Genomic DNA, 1,035 nt, shown 5'->3' with positions numbered 1-1,035 from the left:
AGATGATGGAAGATCGCAAGCACAAGATCGGTGGTATCCATGCTCTTTTCCCTGGGTTTGACGCCACCAATGCGCGCCTGAAAAAAGGTCGGGCTGGCAGGTGTTGAATCAGCCTGCGGTGAAAAATAACATCGTCGCGCAAAATTCCCATAGCGGCGCCTGGATGATGGGCCGTGTTGCCCTGGCCCCTTGCGCAGCACCGGCGATTTGCTAAGCGCTGGCGATCCGTGCGAGGCAGATCCCATGAACAATCCGCAAGCGACCAGTGCTCCTGTCATCGAAACGAAGCGAACCATCCTGCGGGCACACCGGCTGGATGATTTCGACACCTATGCCGCGATGTGGACCGATCCCGTCGTCACCCGCTTCATCGGCGGCAAGCCGCGCACGCGCGAAGAAAGCTGGATGCGCTTCCTGCGTCACGCCGGCCTGTGGTCGTTGCTTGGCTATGGCTTCTGGGCGATCGAGGAGAAGGCGACCGGGCGCTTCATCGGCGAGGCCGGGTTTCACGATCTGAAGCGCGACATGGAACCATCGATCGAAGGCATTCCCGAGGCCGGGTGGGCGCTGGTTCCGGCCGTGCACGGGGCGGGCTTCGCCACCGAGGTGGTTGGCCGCGTCCTGGCATGGGGCGAAGTGATTTTCGGGCGCGAGAAGACCGTCTGTATCATCGATCCGGAGAATGGCGCTTCGCTGAGGGTGGCTGCCAAGTGCGGTTACCGGGAAGTGGTAAAGACCACCTATCACGACGCTCCGACCATCCTGCTGGCGCGGTGACCTGAGCGGCGCGATTGACCGCTGCAGGCGCCGGCATGATGGCACCTGTCGCCAGCAACGATGACGAGGCGGGCCGCGCCAAGAACCGCCGTGTGGTTCTGGTCAAGTTGAACTGGGCGAGCCTTCCAATCAGGCCGCATTCTACGGCAGGGCGTCCGCTGCCAGGCTTGCCTGCTCGAGGCAGCGGCCCGCGCCACCCGCGCCTTCGGCGAGGACGCCTCAATGCTCGAGCAGGCAAGCCTGGCAGCGGACGCCCTG

1 protein-coding gene and 1 pseudogene are annotated in these 1,035 nt (G+C 63.6%); both read left to right on the top strand.

Annotation, left to right across the window (positions count from 1 at the left end; translation table 11 throughout):
• The first annotated feature begins 243 nt into the window (after positions 1-243).
• Positions 244-777, top strand: a complete 534-nt coding sequence (locus tag EN991_RS37540) for a GNAT family N-acetyltransferase (protein ID WP_013529609.1) — start codon at positions 244-246, stop codon at positions 775-777.
• Between the two features lie 5 nt (positions 778-782).
• Positions 783-884: pseudogene (locus EN991_RS41445) on the top strand (DUF4892 domain-containing protein); the annotation flags it as partial.
• Positions 885-1,035: the final 151 nt, after the last annotated feature.

The sequence above is a fragment of the Mesorhizobium sp. M7A.F.Ca.US.005.03.2.1 genome (genome assembly GCF_003997795.1).
Taxonomy (GTDB): Bacteria; Pseudomonadota; Alphaproteobacteria; order Rhizobiales; family Rhizobiaceae; genus Mesorhizobium; species Mesorhizobium ciceri.
The sequence above is the reverse complement of the archived record's forward strand: the minus strand, read 5'-3'. Positions and strand labels throughout refer to the sequence as shown.